This is a genomic window from Micromonospora sp. NPDC004704 (assembly GCF_053601675.1).
The window spans coordinates 39764-61006 of the sequence record NZ_JBSGCD010000041.1; the positions used below are offsets into that span (position 1 = coordinate 39764).

15 protein-coding genes are annotated in these 21243 nt (G+C 70.2%); 6 read left to right on the forward strand and 9 right to left on the reverse strand.

Annotated features, from left to right (window positions below; genetic code table 11):
- Positions 1 to 42 precede the first annotated feature (42 nt).
- The 7 genes from ACWEFB_RS33415 to ACWEFB_RS33445 all read right to left on the reverse strand — a co-directional run bounded on the left by ACWEFB_RS33415 (position 43) and on the right by ACWEFB_RS33445 (position 7817).
- Entirely contained in the window at positions 43 to 1671 is a 1629-nt protein-coding gene (locus tag ACWEFB_RS33415) for a beta-N-acetylhexosaminidase (RefSeq protein WP_452291889.1), read from the reverse strand.
- The gene (locus ACWEFB_RS33420) at positions 1671 to 2507 is read right to left on the reverse strand and encodes a carbohydrate ABC transporter permease (RefSeq protein ID WP_452291891.1); all 837 of its coding nucleotides are present in this window, start codon (positions 2505 to 2507) and stop codon (positions 1671 to 1673) included. The genes ACWEFB_RS33415 and ACWEFB_RS33420 overlap by 1 nt, the downstream gene beginning before the upstream one ends.
- Positions 2504 to 3394 (reverse strand): carbohydrate ABC transporter permease, encoded by an 891-nt coding sequence (locus ACWEFB_RS33425; protein ID WP_452291893.1) that lies wholly within the window; start codon positions 3392 to 3394, stop codon positions 2504 to 2506. Before ACWEFB_RS33425 ends, ACWEFB_RS33420 begins: the two co-directional genes overlap by 4 nt.
- 5 nt (positions 3395 to 3399) lie before the next feature.
- Complete coding sequence (locus tag ACWEFB_RS33430) at positions 3400 to 4686, reverse strand: extracellular solute-binding protein (RefSeq protein ID WP_452291895.1); 1287 nt, start codon at positions 4684 to 4686, stop codon at positions 3400 to 3402.
- 180 nt (positions 4687 to 4866) lie between these two features.
- Positions 4867 to 5247 carry a RidA family protein gene (locus tag ACWEFB_RS33435; RefSeq protein WP_452291897.1) on the reverse strand — a complete coding sequence of 127 codons (381 nt, stop codon included), beginning with the start codon at positions 5245 to 5247 and terminating at the stop codon, positions 4867 to 4869.
- A 3-nt stretch (positions 5248 to 5250) separates the two neighbouring features.
- Positions 5251 to 6522: an amidohydrolase/deacetylase family metallohydrolase gene (locus ACWEFB_RS33440; RefSeq protein WP_452291899.1), complete on the reverse strand. Its 1272-nt coding sequence runs from the start codon at positions 6520 to 6522 to the stop codon at positions 5251 to 5253.
- Entirely contained in the window at positions 6519 to 7817 is a 1299-nt protein-coding gene (locus ACWEFB_RS33445) for a transcriptional regulator (RefSeq protein ID WP_452291901.1), read from the reverse strand. The genes ACWEFB_RS33440 and ACWEFB_RS33445 overlap by 4 nt, the downstream gene beginning before the upstream one ends.
- 151 nt (positions 7818 to 7968) lie before the next feature.
- Between ACWEFB_RS33445 and ACWEFB_RS33450 the strand changes: the two genes are divergently transcribed.
- The 5 genes from ACWEFB_RS33450 to ACWEFB_RS33470 all read left to right on the forward strand — a co-directional run bounded on the left by ACWEFB_RS33450 (position 7969) and on the right by ACWEFB_RS33470 (position 19006).
- Positions 7969 to 9213 (forward strand): alanine racemase, encoded by a 1245-nt coding sequence (locus ACWEFB_RS33450; RefSeq protein WP_452291903.1) that lies wholly within the window; start codon positions 7969 to 7971, stop codon positions 9211 to 9213.
- A gap of 577 nt (positions 9214 to 9790) precedes the next feature.
- Positions 9791 to 12928, forward strand: a complete 3138-nt coding sequence (locus ACWEFB_RS33455) for an OmpL47-type beta-barrel domain-containing protein (protein ID WP_452291922.1) — start codon at positions 9791 to 9793, stop codon at positions 12926 to 12928.
- Between the two features lie 106 nt (positions 12929 to 13034).
- The gene (locus ACWEFB_RS33460; RefSeq protein WP_452291905.1) at positions 13035 to 14276 is read left to right on the forward strand and encodes a multicopper oxidase domain-containing protein; all 1242 of its coding nucleotides are present in this window, start codon (positions 13035 to 13037) and stop codon (positions 14274 to 14276) included.
- Positions 14277 to 14360: 84 nt separating this feature from the next.
- Entirely contained in the window at positions 14361 to 18440 is a 4080-nt protein-coding gene (locus ACWEFB_RS33465; protein WP_452291907.1) for a ThuA domain-containing protein, read from the forward strand.
- 188 nt (positions 18441 to 18628) lie between these two features.
- Complete coding sequence (locus ACWEFB_RS33470) at positions 18629 to 19006, forward strand: TSCPD domain-containing protein (protein WP_326559207.1); 378 nt, start codon at positions 18629 to 18631, stop codon at positions 19004 to 19006.
- 89 nt (positions 19007 to 19095) lie between these two features.
- On the opposite strand, the gene ACWEFB_RS33475 is transcribed toward ACWEFB_RS33470, so the two are convergent.
- On the reverse strand, positions 19096 to 19806 hold the full coding sequence (locus ACWEFB_RS33475; RefSeq protein WP_452291909.1) for an SDR family oxidoreductase: 711 nt from the start codon (positions 19804 to 19806) through the stop codon (positions 19096 to 19098).
- Between the two features lie 134 nt (positions 19807 to 19940).
- Here ACWEFB_RS33475 and ACWEFB_RS33480 point away from each other — a divergent pair, with 134 nt between their 5' ends.
- Complete coding sequence (locus ACWEFB_RS33480; RefSeq protein ID WP_452291912.1) at positions 19941 to 20525, forward strand: CGNR zinc finger domain-containing protein; 585 nt, start codon at positions 19941 to 19943, stop codon at positions 20523 to 20525.
- 130 nt (positions 20526 to 20655) lie between these two features.
- Here the strand turns inward: ACWEFB_RS33480 and ACWEFB_RS33485 are convergent.
- A partial coding sequence (locus ACWEFB_RS33485; protein WP_452291914.1) for a SigB/SigF/SigG family RNA polymerase sigma factor occupies positions 20656 to 21243 on the reverse strand: 588 nt, incomplete at its 5' end.

The window sequence follows — 21243 nt, forward strand, 5'->3', positions numbered from 1 at the left end:
GGTCCGTGCCCCCCGATCGGTCGGTCTGAGCGCCGCCCGGCGTCAGGCCGTTCCGTCCGTCGGCGGCAGCACGTTTCCGGTGAGCGCGGCGAGTTCGGCCACCCGGTCGGTCCCCGTACGGGGCCAGCCTGGTGCGTCCGGTCGGCGCTGCCAGGGTTGTGGACCGTCGGGCAGCCGGTACTCGACGCCCAGCGCGTCGAGGCGGCGCAGGTGCTCCCCGAGACGCTGGTCGAAACCCTGCCAGGGCGGCGGACCCGCCGGTGACCAGACCGCCTCGGCGAACGCGGACAGGCGCGGGAAGGCCAGGTAGTCGACCGCGCGTGGGTGGTCGGCGTGCTCGGTCCAGATGTTGCACTGCGCGCCGAGGACGCGGCGCCGAAGGTCGGCCGGAAGCGCGGCGGGCTCCGGATCGAAGGCACGGACGTCCGCGACGGTGAGCACCGTACCGACGGGGACGGGTTCGGCGGGGTCGTCGGACTGGCGGTAGTCGAGGTAGGCGGCGCTGTCCCAGCAGGCGACCACGTCGTGCCCGGCACGGGCCGCCGCTACCGCGAGCGCGGGGCCGCGCCACGCCGCCACCGTCGCACCGGGCGGCAGGTCACCCTCCAGGATCTCGTCCCAGCCGAACAGGGTGCGTCCGTTGGCGCCCAGGTGGCGCTGGAACTGCGCCACGAACCAGCTCTGCAACTCGTCGGCGTCCCGCAGGCCGAGTTCGCGCATCCGGTCCCGGGCAGCCGGGCTGGCCCGCCACTCGTCCTTGTCGCACTCGTCCCCGCCGATGCCGATGTGCCTGCTGGGGAAGAGTTCCATCACCTCGTCCAGCACGTGCCGGAAGAACGAAACGGTCTCGTCGGAGACGTTGAGCACCCGGCGCGAGACGCCCCAGCGGGTCGAGACGCGTACCGGCTCGTCGGGGTTGTTGCCCAGCTCGGGGTATGCCGCGATGGCCGCCTGGGTGTGGCCCGGCAGGTCGATCTCGGGCACCACGGTGACGAACCGCTCGGCCGCGTACGCGACGATCTCGCGGATGTCGTCCCGGGTGTAGTAACCGCCGTGCGGGCGGCCGTTGAACCGCTCGTGCTGACGTGACCCGACCATCGACTCGTGCCGCCACCCGCCGACCTCGGTCAGCCGGGGATAGCGCCGGATCTGCACCCGCCACCCCTGGTCATCGGTCAGGTGCAGGTGCAGCACGTTGAGCTTGTGTACGGCGAGCAGGTCGATCAGACGCAGCACCCCGGCGACCGGCATGAAGTGCCGGGCCACGTCGAGCATGCAGCCCCGCCAGCCGAAACGCGGCCGGTCGGAGATCTCCACCCCCGGCACGGTCCACGGGCCGCTGACCACCGGCGCCCGGCGGAAGATCGCCGGTGGGAGCAGTTGCCGCAGGGTCTGCGCGCCGTAGAAGACCCCGGCGGGGGAGCCGCCGGTGATGGTGATCCGGTCCGGGCGTACCCGAAGGTGGTATCCCTCGTGGTGCAGCGCCGGGTCGACGGCGAGGCGGATGGTGGGGTCGGCGGCGGTCGGCAGGGGGAGTCCGGTCGGGCGGGACAGCGCCTCGCCCAGCCAGCGGGCGACTCCGGCACAGGCCGGGTCCGCACCGATCGTCGTGGCACCGGTGAGGGTGAACGAACCGGCAAGGGTACGGACGTCGACCGGCAGCGGGAGCATCAGTCCTTCACCGCCCCGCCGAGCCCGGAGACCAGCCGGCGCCGGACGAGGATGAAGAAGACCAGCACCGGGATGGTCATCAGGGTGGAGGCGGCCATGATCCCGCCCCAGTCGTTCTCGTCCGGTTTGAAGAACACCAGCAGCGCGGCGGGCAGGGTCTGGTTCTCGGTGGCGCTGATGATGAACGTCTTGGCGAACAGGAAGTCGTTCCACGCGGTGATGAAGGAGAACACCCCGGTCGCCGCAAGACCGGGTGCGACCAGGGGGAACAGGATCCGCCACAGGATCGTGAAGCGTCCGGCCCCGTCCAGGGTGGCCGCCTCCTCGATCTCCTGCGGCACCGCCGCGACAAAACCGCGCAGCATCCAGATCGCGAACGGGAGGCTGAACGCCAACTGCACCAGGATCAGCGACCCGAGGGTGTTCAGCCCGACACCGGGCACCGTCCGGCCGAGGTCGCGGATCTGGAAGAAGAGCGGGATGCTCAGTGCCTCCACCGGAACCATCTGCGCGACCAGGAACATCACCAGGATGGTGGTCCGGGTGCGGAACCGGTAGCGGGTCAGCGCGACCGCGGCCAGGAACGAGATCAGCGCGCTCAACGCGACCACGGTCAGCGCGACCACCGCGCTGTTGAGGAAGTAGCGGCCGAACCCGCTGACCCCCAGCGCGGAACCGAAGTGCTCCAGGGTCGGGTGCAGGGTCCAGGGGCGGGGATCGGCGGACCGGATCTCGCCGGTCGGTTTGAGCGCCGACAGCACCATCCAGTAGATCGGGAACACCGTCACGGCCGCGATCGCGATCGCCACGGCATCCGCGACACGGCGGCGGATCACAGCACCTCCCCGGTACGGCGCAGCGCCCGCAGGTAGAACAGGGTCACCACGAGCAGGATCACCGTCATCACGATGCCGATCGCCGACCCGAGGCCGTACTGGGACGAGGCGAAGGCCTTCTGGTACGCGTACACGTTGAGCACCAGGTTCTGCCCGGCGATGCCCCCGCCACCGGTCATCACGTAGATCTGGGTGAACACCTTGAAGTCCCAGATGATCGACTGGATCACCACGATGATGATCAGTGGCCGGAGGATCGGTGCGGTAACCCGGCGGAACGCGGTGAACGCGCCCGCGCCGTCCAGCGCGGCGGCCGCCAGCACCGAGGCGGGGACCGCCTGGATGCCGGCGTACAACGTGATCATGACGAACGGGAACGAGTGCCAGACCACCACGGCACCGACCAGCGCGAACGCCACGCTCCGGTCGTAGAACCAGTTGTAACCGTCGAGCCCGAGCACCTCGTTGACCAGCCCGAGGTTGCTGTCGAACAGGAACGACCAGACCACCGAGCCGGTCATCGCCGGTGCGGCCCAGGCGGTCAGCGCGGCGAACGACAGCGCCGCCCGCGCGACCCGGCCGATCCTGGTCAGCAGTACGGCCAGCGCCGCGCCGACGGCGAGCGTCACCACCACGCAACCGGTCGCGAAGACCACGGTCTGGGCGAGCACGGTCCAGAACGTCTGGTCGTCGAACAGCGCCCGGAAGTTGCCGGCGCCGACGAACCGGGCCGGTTCGCCCCCGCTCACCTGCGGTTGCCCGTACTCGAACAGGGAGAGCAGGCCCAGTTGGTAGAGCGGGTACGCGAACATCGGCACCAGTACGGCGAGCGCCGGCAGCAGCAGCCACAGTGGGGTCAACCGCTGCCGGCGGATCGTCACGGACACCGTCACTACCTGCCGAACGCCGTGGTGATCCGGGTGTTCGCCTCGGCCGCCGCCGCGTCGACGGTCGCCTGTTTGGTGATCACCTTCTGGAGCAGGGTCGGCAGGATCTTCTCCGCGTCGATGGTGGTCCACGCCTTGTCCACCGGCACGAACCTGGTTCCCGCCTCCATCGTGTCGATGAACGGCTTGAGCTGCGGGTCCTTCGTGATGACCTCGGTCCGGGCGGACTTCATCGCGGGCACGAAGCCCATCGCGTCGTAGAGCTTCAGCGTGTACTTGCGGCCGGCGAGCAGTTGCATGAACTCGACCGCCAGGCTCCGGTGCCCGGTGGACCGGAAGACCCCGAGGCTGCTCCCACCGGCGAAGGCGGGGGCGATCGAGCCGGGCTTGGCGCCGGGCAGCGGTACGACGGCGTACTTACCCTTGACCGCGCCGGCCTCGACGGCGGAGCGGTTGAAGTTGCCCAGGATGCCCATGCCGGCCCGTCCGGCGGCGAACGCCTCGACGGTCCCGCCGCCGGTCAGGTCGACGCACTGCTGCGCCGGGCAGATGTCGTCACCGAACAGGCTGGTGTACGCGGTGATGCCGGCCTTCGACGCGGCCGAGTCGATGGTGGCGGTGTACCCACCGGCCGAACCGGTGGCGATGTCACCACCGGCGTCCCAGACGAACGGCAGGGCGCCGAAGACGTAGAGCCCGCCGACCGCGATCCCGAGCATGTCCTTGCGCTCGGCCCGGATCTTCTTCGCCGTGGTGACCAGTTCGGCGTACGAGGTGGGTGGGGTCAGGCCGAGTTCGGTGAAGACGTCGGTGCGGTAGTAGAGCGCCCGTACGCCGATCCACCACGGTACGCCGTACGCCTTGTCGCCGACCGTCACCGTGCTCACCAGGTCGGCGGGCAGATCGGTGGCCTCGGGCCAGGTCTTCAGGTCGGCGCTGACGTCGGCCATCCCGTTGGAGGCGACGAAGCCGGCCAGGTCGGTGTTGCCGACCTCGGTCACGTCCGGGGCGCTCGCCGGATCGTTGAGCGCTCCCTTGTACTTCTCCGCCCGGGTGTCGGTCGCCAGGTAGCTGACGTCGACCGTCACTCCGGGGTGGGCGGCGGTGAACTCGGTGACCGCCTCCTTGACCACGGCCTCCTTCGCGGCGCGGTTCGCCTCGTCGAACAGCCAGACCCGCAGCGTGCCGGTCTTGGCGTCGGCGCTGTCCGTCGGCGTGCCGGTCGACGGCGCGCAGGCGGCGGCGCTCAGGGCCACCGCGAGCAGCGCGGTGAGTGCCAGGGGTTTCCGCACAGACTCTCTCCCCTCGAATAACGAGCCAGGTTCGTAATTAGGTCGGTATCGATGTCCCCTAGGTTGGGCTCCCCGAGGTGTTCCGTCAAGCCACGTTTTCGCAGGTGGGAGCGGGTCTCCGGGCATGCCGGTCGAGCCGCCCCGGCGGCTGCGGGGGCGGCGGCTGCGGGGGACCGGGGATCACTCGCCCAGGTACAGCACCGCGTCGATCTCGATGTCGAACCCCTCCAACGCCACCGGCAGGGTGGTACGGGCCGGCAGGTTCTCGGTGCCGAAGAACTCCACGTAGACCTCGTTCATCGCCGGGAAGTCGGCGAAGTCGCGCAGGTAGACACCGACCCGTACGGCATCCGTGAGGTTGCCGCCGGCCGCCTCGGCCACCCGGGCCAGGTTCGTGAACGCGGCCCGCGCCTGCTCGACGAAGTCCCCGGTGACCCAGGTCCCGTCCGGGCGCACCGGGCACGCCCCGGCGAGGTACGCGAAACCACCCGCCACCACCGCGTGCGAGTACGGACCGCCGGGCGGCGCCGCCCGGTCGGCCACGACGACCTTCTTCGGCATGGATCAACCTCCGTGTCGGGGGAACTGTTCGGCGAGCCCGTCCGGACCCACCAGGGGCGAGGTCAGCAGTTGGCGTACCGCCCGTTCGCGGTGGCGCAGGGCGTCCCGCTGGGCGCCGGTGAGCGGGATCCACGGCGGTACGGGGGCAGGCAGGCGCGGTGGCAGCGGCCGACCGGCCCGGTACGTGGTCTCGTTGACCAGGCGCAGCGGCGACGTACGACGCTGCCCGTGCACGTCGACCAGTTCGAACCGGCCGTGCTCGACGGTGAACACAGCGATGTCCGCCGGTGCGCCCGGTGCGAGCGTGCCGACGCCACCGGCCAGGCCCAGCGCGCGGGCCGGTCCGATCGTCGTCGCCGCCACCACCTGTTCCAGGGGCATGCCGGCGGCGAGCATCTTGGCCATGGTGGTGGGCAGGTCGAACGCCGGGCCGTGCAGCGACCGGCTGTGCAGGTCGGTGGAGACGGTGTGCGGTGGCATACCGGCGGCCAGTTGCGCCTCCAGGACGTCGAACGCGAACCCGCCGGAACCGTGCCCGACGTCGAACAGGACCCCGGCGTCGTACGCCTCCTTCGCCGCCGGATCGAACCCGGTCGGCCCGGCCGCGATCCCGCTGGCGCAGTGTGTGATGAGGTCACCCGGACGCAACAGCGGCAACATCTGCGCTATCGAGGGCGGTGCCGCTCCGATGTGGACCATCACCGGCAGGTCGCACTTCTGAGCCGCCTCGACCGCCCGGCGCAGCGGTTCGGTGCCGTGGGCGCCGACGTTGTGCCGGTCCATCCGTACCTTGATCCCGACGATCGTCCCCCGGTACGCCCGGACGGTCGCCACGGCCAGGTCGACGTCGCAGTTCGCCAACTCGCGTGACTCGCCGACCGGTGCGATCAGTCCCACGGCGGAGATGTTCAGCAGCGCGGGCACCCGTACCGTGTAGCCGGCGATGGCGGTGGCGAACGCCGGGAACGAGTAGGCACCGGCCGATCCGGCGTCGACCCAGGTGGTCACCCCGGAGTGCCAGGCGACCGGGTCGGGGTCGATCCCCCAGTACGTGGCGCCCCCGTACACGTGGGTGTGCAGGTCGACCAGCCCCGGCGTGACGAGCCGGCCGGTCACGTCGACCACCTCGGCGGCGTACCCGCGCGGCAGTGACGCGCCCACCTCGGCGACCCGCCCGTCCCGTACGGCGATGTCGTACCGACCGCTGCGGCCACCGCCCGGATCGAGCAGGTCCCCGCCGGTGAGCAGCAGATCCCAGCGCACCGGCCCGCTCACGGGCGCTCGATCGCGGCGCCGATGCGCAGCCGGTACAGCCGGGCCGGACGGCCCTTGCGGTGTACCTGGGTGCTGCCCTCCACCTCGACCAGCCCGGAGTCGCCGAGCTTGCGGATCAACCGTCGGCCGCTCGGGTCGGTGATCCCGAGCTGCTGGGCGAGGTCGCTGGGAGAGATGGCCCGGCCCATCTGGCCCCGCTCGATCGCGGCCAGCCGGGACAGGGTCGCCGCGCTGAGCCCGACCTCGCCGGCCAGCCGTTCCAGCTCCGCGCCGTGCTCCCGGTAGGTGAAGGTCAAGGCCGCACCGGCCGGGCTCATCGGGCCGATGATGACGCCACCGTCCTCGATCAGGAACGCGCTCGGGGACTCCTCCTGCTCGGCCCGGTTGGCGGCCCGTTCCGCCAGGTGCACACAACTGCGCGCGGACGCACCGACACCGAAGCCGGCGGCGACCCGGATCCCGAGCGCCTCGAGTGCCTGGCTCAGCGCCGGAAGCGACACCCAGCTACTCGTCGCCTTCTCGAACAGGGCCTGGTGGGCGAAAACGACCACTCCCCGCCGGCCCCGGTTCTCTATCCACGCGTCGGCGAACTCCGGGGTGTTCAGCAGCAGGTTCATCAGGCCCACCCGGGCCCGGTCCAGGTCGAGTTGCGGGCCCGCCTTGGCGACCAGGAACACACCGGCGGCGAACCGCAGCGCACTGGCCTGCTTGGACTGCACCCGCAGGGCCAGCTCGTGCAGTTGGGCGCGCAGTGTCGCCGGTCCGGGCAGGCCGCCGAGCACGTGGGTCTCCCCGCCCAGTTCCGCCGCGACCGCCGTACGCAGGCTGATCACGTAGTCGGCTCCGGTGCGGGCGAGGGCCTCGCGGTGGAACGCGACGATGCCCGCGACGCTCTGTTCCGGGTCGTACGGCAGGCAGGTCACCCGGGCCGGGTCCAGGTCCAACGCCCCCGTGACCTCGTCCACGGTCTGCGCGTCGAAGGTGTCGATGCTGACCGGTGTGGGTCGCCACCCTCGGGCCGCCGCCTTGAACAGGGCCAGCGACAGGTCGAGGCCGGCCGAGCGCAGGATGGCGACCGGCAGGTCCGCGGGAAGGAGGTGTCGGCACTTCGCGTACGGGACCGGGCCGAGCAACAGCCCGTCGACCCGCTGCCGGGCGAGCAGCCGGTCGACCCGTACCTGGACCTCGTCCTCGTGTTCGTAGACGACCCACTCGAGGCTCACCCCGGCCAGCGTCCGCGCGGCGTCCTCGAACACGGCGCGGTGACTGGTGTGGATGACCAGACCGATCACCATCGGCCCTCCAGGTTCGGAAGTAGATCGTTGAGGTAGGGCGTCGATAGCCTGCTGTCTCTGCCCCGCTCCCGTCAACCCGTTGACGGTACGGGCCTGATCGGGCAGGCTGTGCGTCCATCAGCGAGCCACATCCGAACCTGTGGGAGGGCCCGTGCGGCACGACCCGTTCGACGAGCGAGTCCTCGACTGGCGGGCGAAGGGGTTCTGGCAACCCGGCCCACCGGTGCCCGACACCGAGTTCGTCGAGGCCGGCCACCACCTCTTCGACGGCGCGGTCACCTGGCCGGTGCTGGTCGCCCGCCGGGACGCGATCGACCACAACATCGCGACCATGGCCGCCTTCTGTACCCGGCACGGCTTCCTGTTCGCCCCGCACGGCAAGACCACCATGGCGCCGTCCCTGTTCGCGGCGCAGTTGGCCGCCGGTGCCTGGGCGATCACCGTGGCCACCGCCAACCAACTGCTCGCCGGCCGCGCCTTCGGGCTACCCCGGGTCCTCCTGGCCAACCAGCTGCTGGACCCGGTGCCGCTGCGCTGGCTGGCGGGTGAACTCGACCTCGGTTTCGAGGCGCTGATCTTCGTGGACTCGGTCGCCGGTGTCGAGGCGATCGGCGATGCACTCGCGGACCACCCCGGTCGCACACCTCTGCGGGTCCTGGTCGAGCTCGGGCATCCCGGTGGTCGTACCGGGTGCCGCACGGTCGAGCAGGTCGTCGAGGTCGCCGAGGCGGCTGCCGCCGCACCCCGGGTACGTCTCGACGGCGTCACCGCGTACGAGGGTGGCCTGCCGGACGTGACCTCGGTGGCGGCGTACCTGGACCGGACCAGGGCGGCGGTCACCGAGTTGGCCGGGCGGGGACTGCTCGCCGACGAGGTGATCGTCAGTGCCGGTGGCAGCGCGTACTTCGACGTCGTGGCGGATCGGCTCGGCGGCGCCTGGCTGCCCGGTCACCAACTCCGGGTGGTCCTGCGCAGCGGCGCCTCGGTCACCCACGACCACGGCTTCTACGCCGACCGCACCCCGTTCCGCCGCCTGCCGGGCGACGCCGCCCTGGATCCGGCGTTGGAGCTCTGGGCACAGGTGACCTCCACCCCGGAGCCGGGGCTGGCGATCGTGGGGATGGGCAAGCGCGACGCCCCGTACGACGAGGGGTTGCCGGTGCCGCTGCGGATCCGGCGTCGATCCGGCGCGGTCGGCGCCGCCACCGGGTTGGGGGTGACCCGGCTCAACGACCACCACACCTACCTCGACGTGGCTCCCGGTTTGGAGGTCGCCCCCGGCGACCTGGTCTGCTTCGGCATCTCCCACCCGTGTACGGCGTTCGACAAGTGGCGGTCCATACCGGTTGTCGACGATGGACACACCATCGTGGACGTCCTGCACACCTACTTCTGATCTCGGGGACCGGCTCCGGTCATGTCTGCGCGGGTTCGGGTCGTCGCGCGGTGCGACCCGAGGCTCGCGGTCAGTTGTTCGGAGGGGGTTGCAAGTGATCAACCAGGGGTCTTTTGTCGCAGCGGATGAAAGTGTGGCCAATCCTGTCGAAAGATGTAGACACGCTGATGCCAAGCCCGTTAGTGTCGGTCAACATCAAGATGTTTCGTCGAGGTAACCGGCGGCGCGGTTAGCTCACCGTCCGACCAGGGGAGAGGCACTCCCTGAGGTCGGTGTTGCCCGCAGACCGAACCGGCGCGGCGGCGCGCGCCACGCCCGCTACCACGCCATTCCTCCACGCCCGGTGACACGCGGACGGCCTCCGGCCGGTCGCGGGTCCGACCTCGACCAACGTCCACTTCGTCCCAGACCTCAGACTCGTGTGCCCACATGTCGGACCGGGTGGCCTCCGCCACGCCGGTGCAGCAGCGCGGGCCGGACGAGGCTGCCGTCTGCCGCCATGGCATCCATCGACTCTCGCGGAAACCCCGACGGGAAACCGAAAGTTCAAGGAAGACTCGCGAAAGGCACACGCGACATGCCAACTATCCCTGTGCGACGCGGTTCGCCAAGTCGCCTGCGCCGGCTCACCCGGCGCACCACGGGTCGGCTCCGCCGCCCGATGACGGTGCTTGCGGCAGCGGCCGTCCTCCTCGTCAGCTCCACACTGGCCTCGGTTCCGGTGAACGCCCAGCCGGTCGACACCGCCTCGGGCACGCCCGGCACCCTCGCGTCGGCCCCGCAACTACAGGCCCAGGTGCTCACCTGGACGGCGAACAACAACTTCCAGGCGTACGCCTCCGTACCCACCACCGCCGTCGCGGGTGCGACCACCCTCGTCTTCGAGAACAGCGCCGCGACCGGCAACACGACCGGTATGCAGCACACCCTCACGTTCGACACGGGCAACCCGGCGTACAACAGCGACGTCAACGTGAACATCCTCGCCGACCCGTTCGACAGCAACCAGGGCCGGTGGACCGTCGACGTGACGCTCACCCCCGGCACCTACCGGTACTTCTGCGCCATCCCCGGGCACGGCGCCATGACCGGGCTGCTCGTCGTCACCGGTGGGAGCGAGGACACGACCCCGCCCACGGTGACCGCCGCGGTGACCGGTGAGCGCAACGAGGACGGTGCGTACGTCGGCGCCGCCACGGTGACCCTCTCGGCCACCGACAGCGGCTCGGGCGTCGGCCGGGTGGAGTACGCGCTCGACGGTGGCCCGTACGGCACGTACTCGGGTCCGGTGACGGTCAACGCCGCCGGCGAGCACACGGTCAGCTACCGCGCCACCGACGTGGCGGGCAACACCTCGCCGGTCCAGTCGACCGCGTTCGAGGTGGTGGCCCCGCCGAACCCGGACACCACCGCACCGACGGTGACCGCCGCGGTGACCGGTGACCGGGACGAGGACGGCGCGTACGTCGGCACCGCGACGGTGACCCTGTCCGCCACCGACACCGAGTCCGGCGTCGAGCGGATCGAGTACTCCCTCGACGGTGCCGCGTACGCCACGTACACCGCGCCGGTCGCGGTGAGCGCGGTCGGCGCGCACACGGTCACGTACCGGGCGACCGACGTGGCGGGCAACACCTCCCCGGTCCAGTCGACCGCGTTCACCGTGGTCGGTACCCCGGACCCGGACACCACCGCACCGACGGCGACCGCCGCGGTGACCGGTGACCGGAACGAGGACGGCGCGTACGTTGGCATGGCGACGGTGACCCTGTCGGCCACCGACGCCGAGTCCGGCGTCGAACTGGTCGAGTACTCCCTCGACGGTGCGGCGTACGCCGCGTACAGCGCGCCGGTCATGGTGCACCAGCCGGGTGAGCACACGGTCAACTACCGGGCCACCGACCGGGCCGGCAACACCTCGGCTCCGCAGTCCGTCGCCTTCACCGTGGCCGGCACGTCGGATCCGGACACCACCCCGCCGACGGTCAGCGCCGGTGTCACCGGTGACCGCGACGGCAACGGCGCCTACATCGGTGCCGCGACCGTGACCGTCTCCGCCACCGACACCCAGTCGGGCGTCGAGCGGATCGAGTACGCCGTCGACGGGCAGGCGTACGCGGAGTACACCGCCCCGGTGACGGTCAACACCCCGGGCCAGCACACGGTCACGTACCGGGCGACCGACGTGGCGGGCAACACCTCGCCGGTCGGGTCCGCCGCCTTCCAGGTCGTCGGGGCGCCGAACCCCGACACCACCGCTCCGGACGCGACGGCCGCCGTCACCGGTACGCAGAACAGCGCCGGTGCCTACGTCGGTGCCGCCACGGTGACCGTGACCGCCACCGACGCCGAGTCGGGCGTCGACCTGGTCGAGTTCTCCCTCGACGGGCAGGCGTACGCGGAGTACACCGCCCCGGTGACGGTCAACCAGCCCGGCCAGCACACGGTCGCGTACCGGGCCACCGACGTCGCCGGCAACATCTCCACCCCGAAGTCGGTCGCGTTCACCGTGGTGACGCCGCCGAACCCGGACACCACCGCGCCCACCGTGACCGCCGCGATCACCGGTCAGCAGAACGGAAGCTGGGCGTACGTCGGCAGCGCCACCGTCACGCTCACCGCAGCCGACACCGAGTCCGGTGTCCACCGCCTCGAGTACGCCCTCGACGGGCGGGGTTACACGGTCTACTCCGGGCCGCTCACGGTCAACACCGTCGGCGCGCACACCGTCAGCTACCGGGCCACCGACCGGGCGGGTAACACCTCCGGCACCGCGTCGACCACCTTCACGGTCGTGGAGAGCGCACCGCCCGCGCCGGTCTGCCGGGTGACCGACACCCGGCCGACGGTCTGGACCGGCACCCTGAACAGCGGCGTGACCAACCGGGTCGTCGAGGGCCGCTGCTCGATCAACGACCTGATCGAGGACGAGCGGGCCTGGCCGACCCACGCCGAGTTCGTCGACCACGTACGCGCGGTCGCCGAGCGGCTGTACCACCGGGGTCTCATCCTGCTCAAGGAACACAACATCCTGATCCGCACGGCCGGCGACTCCGGTGTCGGCAAGGCCGAGGACAAGGCGGGCTACCAGCCGCTGCTCGACCGCTCGGTCGCCTCGTTCAAGCAGTGGGAGCAGGTCGGCGCGGGTGGCTTCGGCCGCAACGCGGACGGCTCGATCACCAGCCGTTCCGTCGACGGTCTGGGCATGCTCTGGTTCCCCATCCGCTCGTACGGCGACTTCTCGCTGAAGCTCCAGTGGCGCGACGACGCCCCCGGTGACGGCCGCGCCAACAGCGGGGTCTTCGTCCGGTTCCCGCAGGTGCACCAGCACCCGACGGAGTCCCGGCCGGAGTGGGTGGCCATCAAGTACGGCCACGAACTCCAGATCAACGACCGGACCGACGGCGACGCGTACAAGAGCGGATCGGTGTACGGCTTCGACCGGGTCGACCTCGACGGTGCACAGGTCACCCCGAAGGGCACCTGGAACGACTACGAGATCCGTGTCGTCGGCCAGCACTACTCCGTGTTCCGCAACGGTGTGCTGATCAACGAGTACGTCAACGTACCCGGAGCTGTTTTCGACCCGCCGCGGTCGGACGATCCCGGCGGTGCCGGGCGCCAGAACGCGACCGGTTACGTCGGCCTGCAGAACCACGGCGCCGCCGACATCGCCAGCTTCCGCAACATCCGGATCGCCCCGCTGACCCCGTGACGCCGGTACCGCACGCCGTCCTCTCCCCTTCCACCGCCGTCGACGGTGGTAGGCGCAGCGATTGGATAGAACCTTGGACAGGGAATTGAACGACACAGGTGAGTTTGTGCAGCCGCCACCGGCCGACATTCCGCAGGGCCGTCCGGCGTCGCCGGTCCGGTTCCTCGGGTCGAGCGCGGGCCGTGCGGTGATGGTGGTGGGGGTCCTGGTGGCGACGCTCGTCGGCGCCGGTGGGTTGGCCCTCGCCGGTGGCACCACCGAGCGGCCGGCCGAGCTGGCCGCCGGTGCCGGCGTCGCCGCAGTCCGGTCGGCCGAGCGGCCCGAGGGCTGCATCGCCCCGGACCGCCGGATCCAGATGTACGCGGTGGAACTGCCGAAGGATCCGGTGACCAACCAGGTCCGGCTCGGTTACGGCCTCACGCCGGAGACGGCCTCCTACCCGGGGCCGACGATGGAGATGATCGAGGGTGAGTGCCTGGCGATCACCGTGCACAACCAGGTGCCGGCGGCGACCCTGGAGGCACTGCGTACCGACCCGGCGCACCCGATCGGTGTCTCGCTGCACGTGCACGGGGTCAAGTACACCCAGATGTCCGACGGTACGGCGCACAGCAACTCGTTCGTACCGCCGGGCGGCTCGCGTACGTACATCTGGTTCGCCAAGCCGCGCAGCGCCACCTCGCAGGGCACGGCCGGCTACTGGTGGTACCACGACCACGTGGTCGGCGGACCGCACGGCACCCAGGGCCTCAGCTCCGGGCTGTTCGGCGGTCTCGTGGTACGCCGGCAGGGTGACCCGAGGCCGGACCGGACCTACGTGACCGCCTTCGGTGACCGGCAGACCATCAACCTGCGGCGCAGCGCGGACGCGGACACCTGTGATCCGGTGAACCCGGTGCCCGGTCCGACCTGCCTGGTCGCCAAGCTCGGGGAGCGGGTCGAGTTCATCGTGATCGGACTCGGCAACGACATGCACACGTTCCATGTGCACGGGCACTCCTGGGCGGACACCCGGACCGGCATGGTCGCGGGGGAGAACAAGGCCCTCGTCGACTCGATACCGGTCATCGACAACAAGACCCTCGGGCCCGGCGACACCTTCGGGGTGCAGTTCGTCGCCGGCGACTCGGTCGGTCCGGGTCACTGGATGCTGCACTGCCACATGCAGTTCCACTCCGACCTGGGCATGGCGACGACGTTGCACGTCCTCGACGAGAACGGGGCGATGCCGCCGCACGGTAATTCGATGCCGACCGCACCGGCGCAGGGTGCCCCCGCAGCGCCGGCGCAAGGTGCCGCTGCGGCGCAGGGTGCCGCCGCACCGGCCGCCCACGCCAACCACCGCTGACCGGCGGCTCCGTCGCACCGGTTCCCAACCACGACCGGCTTTCCCACCACCCGAAGGACTTTCCGTACCTCTGGAGGAGGAGAAATGGCCCAACGCCATTTCCAGCTGTCCCGATCGGTCGGACGACTCCGTTCCGACCCCGCCGACCCCCTGCCACCCGTACCTGCCCGCGTACTGCGGTCGCGGCGTCCCGGCGCCGGACCGTTCCGTCGCGCGGTCGCCCTGGCGTCGGGTGCCCTGCTCACGCTCGGCCTGCTGACCACACCGGTGTCGGCGGCCCCCGACCCGGGCGTGGGCGGGTCGGCTGTCGCCCCCGCCTGGGGTAGCCAGGTGGTCAACGTGCTGGTGTTCCACGGGCCGGCCGCGTCCCAGGACGACCCGGTCGTCAAGGCCGTGAACACCATCCGCAAGCTGGGCAGCGAGAACGGCTTCTTCGTCCACGATTCCGACGACCCGTCGGTGTTCACCCCGGATAACCTGGACCGCTACCGCAGCGTGGTGTTCCTGTCGGCCAACGGGGTGACCTTGAACGACGCGCAGGAGGCGGCGTTCCAGGCGTACGTCAAGGGTGGCGGCGGCTTCGTCGGCATCCACGACGCCGCTCGCGCGCAGCCCACCTCGGAGTGGTTCACCGGCCTGATCGGCACCCGCCCGGCGGCGAGCCTGCCGAACGCGGAGAAGATCCAGAGTGTCACCGCCAGCGGCAGCAACCCGCCGAGCGAGGTCGAGGCGAACCTGATCGACGGGCTGACCGGCACCAAGTGGCTGGTCCGTACGCCGGCGGCGTGGGTCACCGCGAAGCTCGCCGAACCGAAGGCGGTCGCCCAGTACGCCCTGACGTCGGCGAACGACTTCCAGGGACGCGACCCGAAGGACTGGACCCTCCAGGGGTCGACCGACGGCAACTCCTGGACGAACCTGGACACCCGCAGCGGGGAGACGTTCTCCGGGCGGTTCCAGACCAAGCAGTACACGTTCACCAACACCACGCCGTACCAGCACTACCGGCTGAACATCACCGCGAACAGCGGTGAGCCGCTGATCCAGCTCGCCGAGATCTGGCTGATCGGCCCGAACGCCGGGCCGGCGCCGGAGAACACGGTGCAGCAGGCGGTGGTGGACGTCGTCGACCGGCAGCACCCGGCGAACAAGGGTCTGCCGCTCAACTGGACCCGCTCGGACCAGTGGATGAACTGGAACCCGAGCCCGGTCGGCCGGGTCCACACGATCGCCCAGGTGCAGGAGAAGTCGTACAACCCGGGGCTCGCCGGCAACGGCGCGTTCCATCCGATCTCCTGGTGCCGCGACTACGACGGTGGCCGGTCGTTCTACACCGGCATGGGCCGTACCGAGGCCAGCTACACCACCGACGCGCAGTTCCGCAGCCACCTGCTCGGCGCCCTCCAGTGGACGACCGGCCTGGTACGCGGTGACTGCCAGGCCACCATCGCCTCGAACTACAAGATCGAGCGGCTGACCGCGACCAACCAGTCCGGTCAGCTCGACCAGATCGGCGAGCCGCACGGCCTGACCATCGCCCCCGACGGCAAGGTCTTCTACATCGGCAAGGCCGCCTGCGCGACCGGGCCGGTCACCGACTGGGCCAACCCGAACGTGGGCCTGGGCTGCGGCACCATCCACCAGTGGGACCCGAAGAACAAGCAGGTCAAGCTGCTGACCACGCTCAAGGTGATGGGCAACCGGGGCAGCGGCAGCGAACTGGTGAAGAACGAGGAGGGCCTGGTCGGCATCACGCTCGACCCCAACTTCGCGGAGAACGGCTGGTTCTACGTCTACTGGATGCCGCACGAGTCGATCGACCGGGAAAAGCGGATCGGTCAGCGTACGGTTTCCCGGTTCACGTACAACCACGCCCAGCAGTCGATCGACCAGGGCACCCGCAAGGACCTGCTGCACTGGGACACCCAGATCCACAGCTGCTGCCACGCCGGTGGCGGTATGACCTTCGACGAGTCCGGCAACCTCTACATCGGTAGCGGTGACAGCAACTCCTCCGGCGGTTCGGACGGTTACTCCGGCAACAACTGGACCCAGGAGTACGCGGGCACCTCGTTCCAGGACGCCCGCCGTACCTCGGGTAACACGAACGACCTCAACGGCAAGATCATCCGTATCCACCCGGAGGCGGACGGGACCTATTCGATCCCCGAGGGCAACCTCTTCACCGGCGAGGAGCAGGGCGGCGGCAAGACCCGTCCGGAGATCTACGTGATGGGCGTACGCAACATCGCCCGGATCGCCTGGGACCCGGTGAACGACTGGCTCACCGCCGCGTGGGTCGGCCCGGACGCGGGTGCGCCGAGCCCGGAGCTGGGTCCGGCGAAGTACGAGACCGCCACGATCATCACCTCGGCGGGCAACCAGGGTTGGCCGTACTGCATGGGTAACCGGCAGCCGTACCGGGACCGCAGCACCACCGACGCCACGGTCCTGACCGGCTGGTACGACTGCGACAACCTCAAGAACGAGTCGCCGCGCAACACCGGTCTGGTCAACATCCCGCCGGCCCGGGACAACATGATCTGGTACTCGCCCCAGGGCGGTGGCCCGGTCTTCCCGAAGCGCACCGACGGCAGCGGCCTGCCGACGTACGTCACCAGCCAGACGACCTACACCCAGCCGTACCTGAGCGGTGGCGGTCAGGCCATCATGGACGGCCCGACCTACCAGCGGTCGAAGGTCGACGTCAACAGTGGCGTCGCGTGGCCGGCGTACTGGGACAACAAGTGGTTCATCGGTGACCAGTCCAACTCCAACAACCGGATCGCCGTCACCGTCGACCCGACCAAGGTCGAACAGGCGGGCGCCCCGGCGTTCGCCGAGGACCTGCGCAGCATCATCCAGGGCGGTAACGGCACCACCCAGCTCCAGTCCTGGATGGACGCGAAGTTCGGCCCCGACGGCGCGCTGTACCTGCTCGACTACGCCGGTGGTTTCTTCAGCCTGCACCAGAACCAGAAGCTGATCCGGATCACCTACCAGGGTGGTCAGGCCACCCCGAACCCGAGCCTGGCCGAGGCGCGGTCGGTCACGCCGAGCCAGCCCCGTACGGTCGCGTTCTCGGCCGCGAAGGTCGGCGGCGTGGCCTGGGAGTGGGACTTCGGCGACGGCAGCAAGGTGTCGACCCAGGCCCACCCGACGCACACCTACAAGCGGTACGGCACCTTCCAGGCGACGGTCAAGGTGACGTACGCCGACGGCGAGGTTGTCACCGGGAAGATCGACGTCAACGCCGGTTGTGCCGCGGCCGACGCCCGGCCGACGGTCTGGATGCTCGACACGGACACCGGTGTGGCCAACCGTCAGGCCGGCGGTGGCTGCACGATCAACGATCTGATCGACGACGAGACCACCTGGCCGAACAAGGGTGCGTTCGTCAGCCACCTCGATGCCGTCCTCGCCGAACTGAGTGCGGCGCACGTCATCGACAACCGTGAGGTGACGAAGCTACGCCGGGCCGGGGCACAGTCCCCGATCGGTGTCACCAACGGGTACGAGCCGATCTTCGACGGTTCGGCGAAGTCGCTCGCCGGCTGGCGTCAGGCACCCAGCGGGTCGTTCTCGCTGCGTCCCGACGGCTCCATCCGCAGCTCCGGTGGCCTCGGCATGCTGTGGTACGCCGACCAGCAGTTCGCGGACTACTCGATCAAGGTCCAGTTCCGGGACGTCTCCCCGGAGAACGTCCGCGCCAACACCGGAGTCTTCGTCCGGTTCCCGGACCCGAGGACCCCGCTGGACCAGCGCCCGCCGGGTAGCTGCGGCACGGTCGGGTCGGCCCGCAGTTCGCAGGCCTGGGTGGCGATCTACTGCGGTCACGAGATCCAGATCTACGACGGCGAGACCGGTGAGCCGCAGAAGACCGGCTCGGTCTACAACTTCTCGCCGAACACCCTGGACAAGGCCGGGGTGACCCCGAAGAACCAGTGGAACGACTACGAGATCCGCGTGGTCGGCCAGCACTACACGATGATCCGCAACGGTGTGGTGATCAGCGAGTTCGACAACACGCCCGGCAAGCAGTCGTCCCGCCAGGGCGACCCGTCGACCGATCTGCGGCAGTTCCTCAGCGGTTACGTCGGGTTGCAGAACCACGGCACCAACGACCTGATCGACTTCCGCAACGTCAGGGTCAGGGAGCTCTGACCGACCGGTGCCGGGTGCGGGCGTGACCGCCCGTACCCGGCACCGCCGGTGTGGACCCGAGGCACGGCACCCATTCGTTCACGTGTACGAATGGGTGCCGTGTCGTGCTGGTGGTCGGCCCCCGGGCCACCTACGGTTTGGCGGATCGGGGCGGGTGCCAGCCCGCGCGGGCCGTCGAGGGGGATTCCATGACAGATGTGCAGGTCGACGCCAGGGTGCCGGTTCCGCGCCGACGGTCCGGAGCGACCGTCGGCTTTGTCGTGGACGGCACCGAGGGGCACCTGGTCACGGCCGCGCTCGCCGACGGCCGGTTGAGCGACGTCCACCTGTCGGTGGACAAGCAGGGCTCCACCCTCGGGGGCATGGCTGACGCCTTGTCCATCGCGCTCACCACGGGTCTGCGGGCAGGTGCGCCGCTGTCCGCCTTCGTCGAACAACTGCGGGTGACGAGCTACCCGCCCGCCGGTCCGACCGATGATCCGGACATCCCGCGCGCGACCTCGCTGGGGGACTACGTCGTACGGCGGTTGGACCTCGACTACCCGAACGGCCGCGAGGTGCGCTGAGCACCCGCTGTCGGCGCCCGCCCCACCCGCCGCCCGGCCCGCCTGCCGTCCGGATCAGATGTTGCCGGTCGACTCTCCTGCCGTCCGGATCAGCGGTTGTCGGCCAGGTGCGGGTAGAGCGTGGTGATGTCCGCCGCCAGGCCGCTCTTCACCGTCCGGGACCAGTCGTCGGCGAGCACCTCGTGCCGGCCCGCCTCGACGCCGTCGATCGCCTGCCGGGCCACGTCCGCCGGGGCGGAGCGGGGAGCGTCCGGTGCCGCCCACCGGGCCGCCATGTCGGTGTCGATCCAGCCGGCGTGCAGCCCGGTGACGCCGACACCGTGCGGGTGCAGGTCCTGCCGCAGGCCGTTGGTCATCGACCACAACGCCGCCTTGGATGCCCCGTACGCGCCGAAGGCCGCGTACCAGGACAGCGCCGAGTGGATGTTGAGCAGATGGCCGCCGTTCGCGATGAGCCGGGGGGCGAGGGCCCGGATCACCTGCAACGGCCCGTAGAAGTTGATTTCGATCTCCCGGCGGATCTCCGCCAGGTCGCCGTTGAGGTAGTCCGCGCCGAGGGTGACGCCGGCGTTGTTGATCAGAAGATCGACGTCCGACGCCTGCGCCGTGGCGGCGGCCACCGAGGCCGGATCGCTCAGTTCGAGCCGGAGCGGGACGACGTTCGGGTTGGTGATCGTCTTCGGGTCGCGGGCGGTGGCGTACACCTTGGCCGCGCCGCGTGCGAGCACCTCGTCGACCAGTGCCTTGCCGAGGCCGCGGCTACCGCCGGTGACAAACACCACGGAGTCCTGGATCTTCATCGCTGTTCCTTCGCTGGTGGAGGGGTGGGTCGGGTGCGCGAGACCGGCGCCCGGACCTGACAGAACCAAAATCCGTTTGGCTCTGTCAGGAAGGAACGTTAGCACTCCACGACAGAACCAACTAGTGTTGGGTTATGTCATGGATGGCGACCGACCGGTACGGGTTGCGCGCGGCCGACACCGGTGCCGCGCTGATCCAGGATCTGGTCAATACGCGTGCCCTGGACGGCGCGCCGGATCTGTTGTCCGGGCGCGGGCACGCGCAGGAGTGGTGGGACCGGAGCGTCCGCCACTGGGCGTCGGTCCGGGGAGTCGCCGTTCCGGACGGTGACCTGTCGGACGAGGACGCCGCTGCCCTGCGTGGGCTGCGTACGACGTTCGAGCGGCTGATCGAGGGTGGCGAACTCCCGTCCGGGGCGACGCCCGGTGTCGCGGTGACCCTCGTGCCGGGCGAGGACGGGATGGTGCGACCCGTACCGAGCGGGCGGGGCACCGAGTGGCTGGCGTCAGCCCTCTGGTCGGAGACGCTGCTCGCCCAGCAGTCCGACACCTGGTCCCGGATCAAGCTGTGTCGCAACGAGACCTGCCGTACGGCGTTCTACGACGCGTCGCGTAACCGCAGCGGTGTGTGGCACGACGTCAGCACGTGCGGCAACGTCGCGAACCTACGCGCCGCCCGGGAGCGCAAACGACGTACCGCGGCCGACCGGGACCGATGACGGCGATACCGGACACCGGCCGTACGGCGCGGGGTTCGATCACGTGGCGAACCGACGCGTCAGGGGCCGGGCCAATATGGCCCGGCCCCTGACATCCGGCGTCTCGCTGTACCGGACCCTCCCTCGAGGCTCAGTAGGTCTCGCTGAGCTGTCCGCGGAGTTTGGTGAGTGCGCGGGTGAGTAGGCGGGAGACGTGCATCTGGGAGACGCCGATCTGGTCGGCGATCTGGGATTGGGTGAGGTTGCCGTAGAAGCGGAGGGTGAGGATTTTCTGTTCCCGCTCGTCGAGGGTGGCCAACGCCGGGCCGAGGGCGATGCGGAGTTCGGCTTGTTCGAAGTCGGGGTCGTCGCCGCCGAGCATGTCGCCGAGTTCGGTGGCGCGTTCGCCGTCGCCGGTGGGGGTCGAGAGGGAGACGGCGTTGTACGCGCGGGCGCCTTCGAGGCCTTCGAGGACCTCTTCCTCGGTGACCTTGAGGTGGGCGGCGATGTCGGCGACTGTCGGGGAGCGGCCGAGGGTCTGCAGCAGGGTGCTGTTCGCCTCGCTGATGCTGAGGCGTAGTTCCTGCAGGCGGCGGGGGACGCGGATGTCCCAGGTGCGGTCGCGGAAGTGGCGTTTGAGTTCGCCGATGATGGTGGGGATGGCGTAGCCGGCGAAGTCGACGCCGCGGGTGGGGTCGAATTTGTCGATGGCTTTGATGAGGCCGATGGCGGCGGTTTG

What these genes read in the sequence shown, in the direction of transcription:
- ACWEFB_RS33415 (WP_452291889.1), bottom strand. Translation starts at nt 1,671, where the DNA reads ATGCTCCCGCTGCCGGTCGACGTCCGTACCCTTGCCGGTTCGTTCACC.
- ACWEFB_RS33435 (WP_452291897.1), bottom strand. Translation starts at nt 5,247, where the DNA reads ATGCCGAAGAAGGTCGTCGTGGCCGACCGGGCGGCGCCGCCCGGCGGT.
- ACWEFB_RS33445 (WP_452291901.1), bottom strand. Translation starts at nt 7,817, where the DNA reads ATGGTGATCGGTCTGGTCATCCACACCAGTCACCGCGCCGTGTTCGAG.
- ACWEFB_RS33455 (WP_452291922.1), top strand. Translation starts at nt 9,791, where the DNA reads ATGCCAACTATCCCTGTGCGACGCGGTTCGCCAAGTCGCCTGCGCCGG.
- ACWEFB_RS33465 (WP_452291907.1), top strand. Translation starts at nt 14,361, where the DNA reads ATGGCCCAACGCCATTTCCAGCTGTCCCGATCGGTCGGACGACTCCGT.
- ACWEFB_RS33470 (WP_326559207.1), top strand. Translation starts at nt 18,629, where the DNA reads ATGACAGATGTGCAGGTCGACGCCAGGGTGCCGGTTCCGCGCCGACGG.
- ACWEFB_RS33475 (WP_452291909.1), bottom strand. Translation starts at nt 19,806, where the DNA reads ATGAAGATCCAGGACTCCGTGGTGTTTGTCACCGGCGGTAGCCGCGGC.
- ACWEFB_RS33480 (WP_452291912.1), top strand. Translation starts at nt 19,941, where the DNA reads ATGTCATGGATGGCGACCGACCGGTACGGGTTGCGCGCGGCCGACACC.